Annotated in this window: 6 protein-coding genes and 1 pseudogene; all 7 read right to left on the bottom strand. The window is 71.2% G+C overall.

The window, feature by feature from the left end; translation table 11 throughout:
• Positions 1 to 317 precede the first annotated feature (317 nt).
• The 7 genes and pseudogenes from ACWEMJ_RS33410 to ACWEMJ_RS33380 all read right to left on the bottom strand — a co-directional run bounded on the left by ACWEMJ_RS33410 (position 318) and on the right by ACWEMJ_RS33380 (position 6,119).
• A complete protein-coding gene (locus ACWEMJ_RS33410; protein WP_452140904.1) occupies positions 318 to 1,385 on the bottom strand; it encodes an SGNH/GDSL hydrolase family protein in 1,068 nt (355 codons plus the stop codon).
• A 402-nt stretch (positions 1,386 to 1,787) separates the two neighbouring features.
• Entirely contained in the window at positions 1,788 to 2,111 is a 324-nt protein-coding gene (locus tag ACWEMJ_RS33405; protein ID WP_452140903.1) for a mercury transporter, read from the bottom strand.
• Entirely contained in the window at positions 2,092 to 2,541 is a 450-nt protein-coding gene (locus tag ACWEMJ_RS33400; RefSeq protein ID WP_452140902.1) for a MerR family transcriptional regulator, read from the bottom strand. Before ACWEMJ_RS33400 ends, ACWEMJ_RS33405 begins: the two co-directional genes overlap by 20 nt.
• Positions 2,538 to 2,876: a hypothetical protein gene (locus ACWEMJ_RS33395; protein WP_452140901.1), complete on the bottom strand. Its 339-nt coding sequence runs from the start codon at positions 2,874 to 2,876 to the stop codon at positions 2,538 to 2,540. Before ACWEMJ_RS33395 ends, ACWEMJ_RS33400 begins: the two co-directional genes overlap by 4 nt.
• Before the next feature lie 122 nt (positions 2,877 to 2,998).
• Positions 2,999 to 4,226: pseudogene (locus ACWEMJ_RS33390) on the bottom strand (IS30 family transposase).
• An 84-nt stretch (positions 4,227 to 4,310) separates the two neighbouring features.
• Complete coding sequence (locus ACWEMJ_RS33385; RefSeq protein WP_452140900.1) at positions 4,311 to 4,778, bottom strand: hypothetical protein; 468 nt, start codon at positions 4,776 to 4,778, stop codon at positions 4,311 to 4,313.
• A gap of 195 nt (positions 4,779 to 4,973) precedes the next feature.
• Positions 4,974 to 6,119 (bottom strand): adenosine deaminase, encoded by a 1,146-nt coding sequence (locus ACWEMJ_RS33380; RefSeq protein WP_452140899.1) that lies wholly within the window; start codon positions 6,117 to 6,119, stop codon positions 4,974 to 4,976.
• Positions 6,120 to 6,340: the final 221 nt, after the last annotated feature.

The raw sequence follows: 6,340 nt of genomic DNA, 5'->3' as shown, positions 1-6,340 counted from the left end.
GTTCCCACTCGGCATCCGTGAGATCTCCCCGCCCCATACCCGAACCAACGAGCAAGGCAGGTGACAGTCACATGATCGACCGGACAAGTCCTAGGCGGTTTCCAGCGATCGTCGCAACACAAGATCGGTTGTTGACGTCCCGCGACAGTAACAGGCGGCCCCCACTTCGATGTTCGTCCCGACCGCCGGCGCCCTGCGCCCGCTGCGCCACCCGGACGCGCCAGAGCTGGACGAGGACGACGACGGGGGTGGGCAGGATTGAACAACCGGCCAGCGGCCGGGGCGCTGGCCGGTTCGCATGTCGGCGGGCCGGTCGCTTACGGGGTCAAGCCGGCGGCCTGGAACGCAGCTTCTGCCTGGTTGCGCTGGTTGAGCGCGCCGTAGTAGTTGGGGTGGACGAAGGTGCATGCCTCGCCCTTGGGGAGCCCCGCGGGCACCAGGTCGCGGGCCGGGCACTGGTACTGCGCCGGGTCGGCGGGCTTGTCCACTCCGGGCGGCATGACCAGGTTCGAGAAGATGCCGTACATCCAGCGGTCGGAGCCGGTGGCGCACACGCCATGCCCCTCACTCGAGGTGTAGGTGTCGACATACGTGGCCTGGTTGTCGCCGGCCGCATCTGCGATCCGCTGGTTCAGCTGCTGCTGCAGGGAGTTCAGGTACGGTGCGTCGTTGGTCAGCCGGACCGTACCGAGCTGGTGGAAGTTGCCGTACGAGCAGCCGAACAGCGAAGGCGCGATGGCGGGGTATCCGAGCAGGAACACCTTCGCCTCAGGAGCCCGGGAGTGGATGTCCGCCAGAGTGGCCTGCAGACCGTCCTCGAGGATCTGCCAGCGCTCGTTGAGCCAGTGCTGCCCTTCCTCGGACTCGTAGTAGGTCTTGCAGTACTTGACAGGCAGCGTCTGCTCGGCGCCGACAGCCAGGCAGTTGTTCAGGATTTCCCCGAAGCCGAAGTCGTTGCCGCCGATGCCGACAGTGACGATGTCGGTATTGGCGTCGACCGCGTCGATCTGCGGCGCCTTGGTAACCCAGCCGCCATGCTCCTTGCCGTTGACGGGCGGGCCGAAGAGCAGGTCAGCCGGCTGGGGCCCGAGAACCCCTTGCGCGACCGTAGCTCCACCGCACGTCACGTCGGTCAAGTTCACCCAACCGGGGTGCGCCGCGTTGAGGTCCTGCTTCAGCATCGCCTCCCAGTTGGACCCGGAACGGCCACACCCGTCGCTGTCAGCGGGGGCGTCCCACGGCGGGACCATCACATCCGCGCTGTAGGAGTCTCCCAGCGCCACCCAGTTCAGTGTCTGTGCGGCCCGGCCGCGTTCGGCGCTCGCCGGGGGTGCGGCGGCCGTGAGCGACAGCACCGAGCCGAGGACCGCGGCGGCCGGGGCCACACCGCGCAGAGGACGTGTAGAGGTACGAGCCATGCGTACTGCCTTCCAACGAAGGGGCGGGCGGCTGCACACCACCCAATGGCACGCATTGTATCCATATCGTCACCAACCGTAATGAAGCGCTGGTGCGGCCTGGCTTCCGCCGGCCTCGCACCACTGCGGCGCTGCCGGCGTCTCCATCCACAGAACGAGGTTGGCCCCGAGGGCCGCGGCGACCGCAACCGCTATGACCGCGGCCGGGTGCCGGACCGCGATGCGGCCCAGGAGGCCGCCCCCGCTACGTGCGTCTGCGGACAACGGACAACGTGGAGCTCCGATCCGAGAAGATGATGCTGGTCAAGGACGCCGGGGCGCTCGGCCCCCCGGGTGTGCCGAGGGTGGGAGAGGGCCGGGCGCGGTCGCCTACTGGTTGTGCTTCGCGTCCGGGGTGCTGATCGTCAGCGTTCCGGTGGTCGTCCCGCAGCCGCACCCGCCCTTGACGTCGGCTTTCGGGGTGCAGGAGCAGGAGGTGCGGCGCTGGCCGTACCACCAGGTGCCGGCGGCGAGGACGGCCAGCGCGATGGCGATGGCGGGCAGCCAGCCGACCACTGCCCCGGCTCCGGCACCGACGACCCCGGCGGTGATCAGGACGGGCAGCGCGCAGCAGGCCACGCAGGCCAGGGCCGCGAGGGTGCCCAGGGTCTTGGGGGCGCGGTAGGTGGGCTGGTCAGCAGCAGGGTCCGGCAACACGGTTCTCCTGGGCGAGGTCGGTGAAGGGGATGGGGCAGCAGGGGCTGCCGGCGCACTGGGCGAGGTCGTCGCAGCCGGCGTCGAGGGCTGTGGTGAGGGCTTCGCGGATGGTGGTGAGGTCGGCGATCTTCTGGTCGACCTCGGCGAGCTTGGCCCGGGCGCGTTCCTGGAGGCCGGCCACGGGGCGGCCGTGGCGGTGGCGGCCGGTCTCCAGCAGCTCGGCGACCTCCTCCAGGGTGAAGCCCAGGCGCTGGGCGGCCTTGATGACCCGCAGCACGGTGACGGCCTGGTCGTCGTAGAGGCGGTGGCCGCCCGGGGAGCGGTCCGGCTCGGGGAGCAGGCCGCGGCGCTCGTAGTAGCGCAGGGTCTGCACGTTCACCCCGGCCGCTTCGGCGACCTGCCCCGAGCGCAGGCCCTCGGCGCTCACGGCCGGCCGCCGTCGGCGGTGATCCGCTCGTGGAGAGCGGTCAGCACCTTCTCGTGAGCCGGGTCGACCGCCACCTCCAGGTGGACCTGGCCGTCGGCGGCCGGGGTGACGGTGAAGGTGAAGAACGCGCAGCACCCGCTCTCCCGCCCGGCCAGGTCCTGCACCTGTTCCTCGACGCCTTCGCCGCCGACGAGCACCAACTGCAGCCGCAACAGGTCCGGCCGGGTTGCGGCGGCGAGTTGGTCGGCGAACAGCTGGTCCCACTCGGCCACCCGCAGCGGCTGCTGCTCGGTCGGCAGGGTGCACGACGTCGGCACCCAGCTCAGCTCGGTCATCGGACCGCTCCCTCGTCTCCGTCCCCGCCCGGTACGGCGGGGACGTCTACGACGGTAAACCTGTACCTAGATACAGGTTGCAACTTGGACCGGGCAGGCCGCTACGGACGCTCGCAGGCCGGTCAGGCCGTGAGCAGTTGGTGCAGGCGGTTGGCCGGGGTGTCCCAGCCGAGCGTCTTGCGTGGGCGCCCATTGAGCTGGTCTGCGACTGCGGCGAGGTGCTCGGCCCCGTGGACCGAGAGGTCGCTGCCCTTGGGGAAGTACTGGCGGAGCAGACCGTTGGTGTTCTCGTTCGTGCCGCGCTGCCAGGGGCTTGCCAGGGTCGCAGAAGTGGATCGGGATTGCCGGTGGCGCGGGTGAAGTCGGCGTGCCGGCCCATCTCGCTGCCCTGGTCCCATGTGAGCGAGCGTTTCAACCCGGCGGGGAGTTCGCCGACCGCGGCGACCAGGGCGTCGCGGACGGCCTCGGCACCGTGGTCACCGGGCAGGTTGAGCAGCACCACGTAGCGCGAGGCCCGTTCGACCAGCGTGCCGATCGCGGACCTGCTGTCCTTGCCGAGGATCAGGTCGCCTTCCCAGTGGCCGGGCACCTTTCGGCCGACGGCCTCGACGGGACGTCTGCCGATCATGACCATCGGCGAGGAGAAGCGCGGCTGGTGGCTGTCGGCCTGTCGGCGGGGCTTGCGGCGGACCCGGCCGGAACGCAGGACGCCTGGCAGTTCCCGCCGCAACTGGCCGCGACCTTGGACATAGAGCGCCTGATAGATGGTCTCGGGAACCACGTGCATCTCCGGTCGGCCGGGGAACCTGGTCTGCAGAACGTGGCATATCTGCTCCGGGCTCCACCGCTCGTCCAGCATTTCCTGGACGGCATCCCGCAGTTCCGTGTTCGAGAGGATCTTGCGGAGCTTGGGGCGTGGCCTTCGAGCGTCGGCCCGCCGCTGGGCGGCATGCGGGCGGTAGTACCAGCGGTTGTAGTCGTGCAACACAGTGCGGTTGCGCCGGACTTCCCTGCTGACGGTGGATGGCTGCGGCCCAGCTCCGCGGCGATCTGCCGGATCGTCGCCTTCTCCCGGAGCCGGTCGGCGATGTGGATGCGCTCGTCCTCGGTCAGGAACCGCGACGGACCTGAAGGCGGCACCACCGTGGTGATCGGTGGTGCCGCCTTCAGGCCGTCCTTGCCGCTGCGGCCGTGCCGCCACTTGCGGCCGGTCCTCGGGTCGATGCCGACGATCCGGCACGCCTCTCTGTTGCTGTGGCCCTGCTGCATGAGCTGGGAGCATGCCGCCCGCTCCCGACTCAGCCTGACAGGCCCCCGACGCCTCTTGTCCTCACGGATCTCGAAGTCCATCGCACCCCTTGAGCTGGGGTGTTGCCACGACTCCTGGAACCCAAGCTACGGGGCGGCCCCTCGGCCGTTGACCTCCGGGAGCCGTCAGCCCACCGGCAGCGACGGCAGGCCGGGGGCGGCGCCGCTGGTCGGGGACAGGCTGGTCAGCGTGCCGAGCACGCTGCCGACCGGGGTCTTGGCCAGGCCCGCGCCGCCGGGCACCGCGTCCAGCCCGCCGACCCGCTGGGCGGGCGCGGCCTGCGGGTCGACACCGGCCGGGCCGACCTGCTCGGCGACCGCGCCGGTCTGCTCGGTGGCCTGCGCCGGGGCGGCGGCCGCGGTGCCGGCGGCCGGGTTGAGCGCGCCGGTGACGGTGCCGAGCTGGTCGGCGCCGGGCAGCTTGCTCACGGCCCCGGTGGCAGCGCCGGTCACGCCCGGGTTGGTGAGCGCGGCGGTCGGCAGCCCGAGGCCGCCGGGGGCGACCGGCGCGGCCGAGGCGGTGCCCGCGGCGACGGCGGCGGCGACGACGCCGAGCACGGCCGTGCCGGCGGCCTTCAGAGTGGCCTGCTTCATGTGTGCGTCCTCAGTCCTGGTCGGGCCGGTGCGGGGTCTGACGCCCGGGGGATTCAGGGCGCGGCCGTCACACCGAGTCAGCAGTGACCGGCTCACCGTAGTGAGAACGACGCGCACGATTCAAAGCCGGCCACTCCCCCGAGTGATTAGTCCGACCATCTCCATGGACGTTGGACGCCGACGGTCCGCGTCCCGTCAGTCGCGCGGACCGAACAGCCACTCGGCCTTCAGCTCCGCGTACCCCGGCTTGATCACGTCGTTGATCATCGCCAGCCGCTCGTCGAACGGCAGGAACGCCGACTTCATGGCATTGACGGTGAACCACTCCAGATCGGCCAGCGTGTAGCCGAACGCCTCCACCAGGTGCCCGAACTCGCGGCTCATGCTGGTGCCGCTCATCAGCCGGTTGTCGGTGTTGACGGTAACCCGGAACTTCAGCTCCGCCAGCAGCCCGATCGGGTGCTCGGCGTACGACGCGGCCGCGCCGGTCTGCAGGTTCGAGGTCGGGCACATCTCCAGCGGCACCCGCTTGTCCCGCACGTACGCGGCCAGCCGGCCGAGCTCCACCCGGCCGTCCTCGCCGACCGTGATGTCGTCCACGATCCGCACCCCGTGGCCGAGCCGGTCCGCGCCGCAGCACTGCACCGCCTCCCAGATCGACGGCAGGCCGAAAGCCTCGCCGGCGTGGATGGTGAAGTGGTTGTTCTCGCCCTTCAGGTAGTCGAACGCGGCCTGGTGGCGGGTCGGCGGGTGGCCCGCCTCGGCGCCCGCGATGTCGAACCCGACCACCCCGGCGTCCCGGTGGCGGTTCGCCAGCTCGGCGATCTCCAGCGAGCGGGCCGCGTGCCGCATCGCGGTCAGCAGCGTCCCGACCCGGATCCGGTGGCCGCGTGCCCGGGCGTTCGCCTCGCCCAGCCGGAAGCCCTCGTTGACGGCCTCCACCACCTCGTCCAGCGTCAGGCCCGCCTCCAGGTGCTGCTCCGGCGCGTACCGCACCTCGGCGTACACCACGCCGTCCGCCGCCAGGTCCTCCGCGCAGTCGGCGGCCACCCGGATCAGCGCCTCCCGGGTCTGCATCACCGCGCACGTGTGGGCGAACGTCTCCAGGTACCGCACCAGCGACCCCGAGTCCGCCGCCTCCCGGAACCACACCCCCAGCTCCACCGGGTCCGTCGTCGGCAGCCCTTCGTACCCGCAGTCGGCCGCCAGCTCGACGACCGTCTCCGGCCGCAACCCCCCGTCCAGGTGGTCGTGCAACAGCACCTTGGGCGCCCGGACGATCTGCTCCGCCGTGGGAATGCGCGGGGCCGTGGTGCCCGCGAGAGTGATCTGCTTCTCCATTGCCGGAGCATAACGCCTACGCGCGTAGATCAGCCACGTGACCCACCCGACACCGCCCCTCCGGGGCAGGGGCCGAAGCTGTCCCCTGCCGCCCACGAGGCAAGTCGACACGGCCGAGCCCCTGCACCACGACGCACGCGCAGCGGGAAGCCCACGCGAAGCGGGACGCACGCGCAGCGGAAGCCCACGCGAAGCGGGACGCACGCGCAGCGGAAGCCCAC

It is taken from the genome of Kitasatospora sp. NPDC004531, from assembly GCF_053602195.1.
Note: the sequence above shows the minus strand (reverse complement) of the source record. Positions and strands in the feature narration are given on the sequence as shown.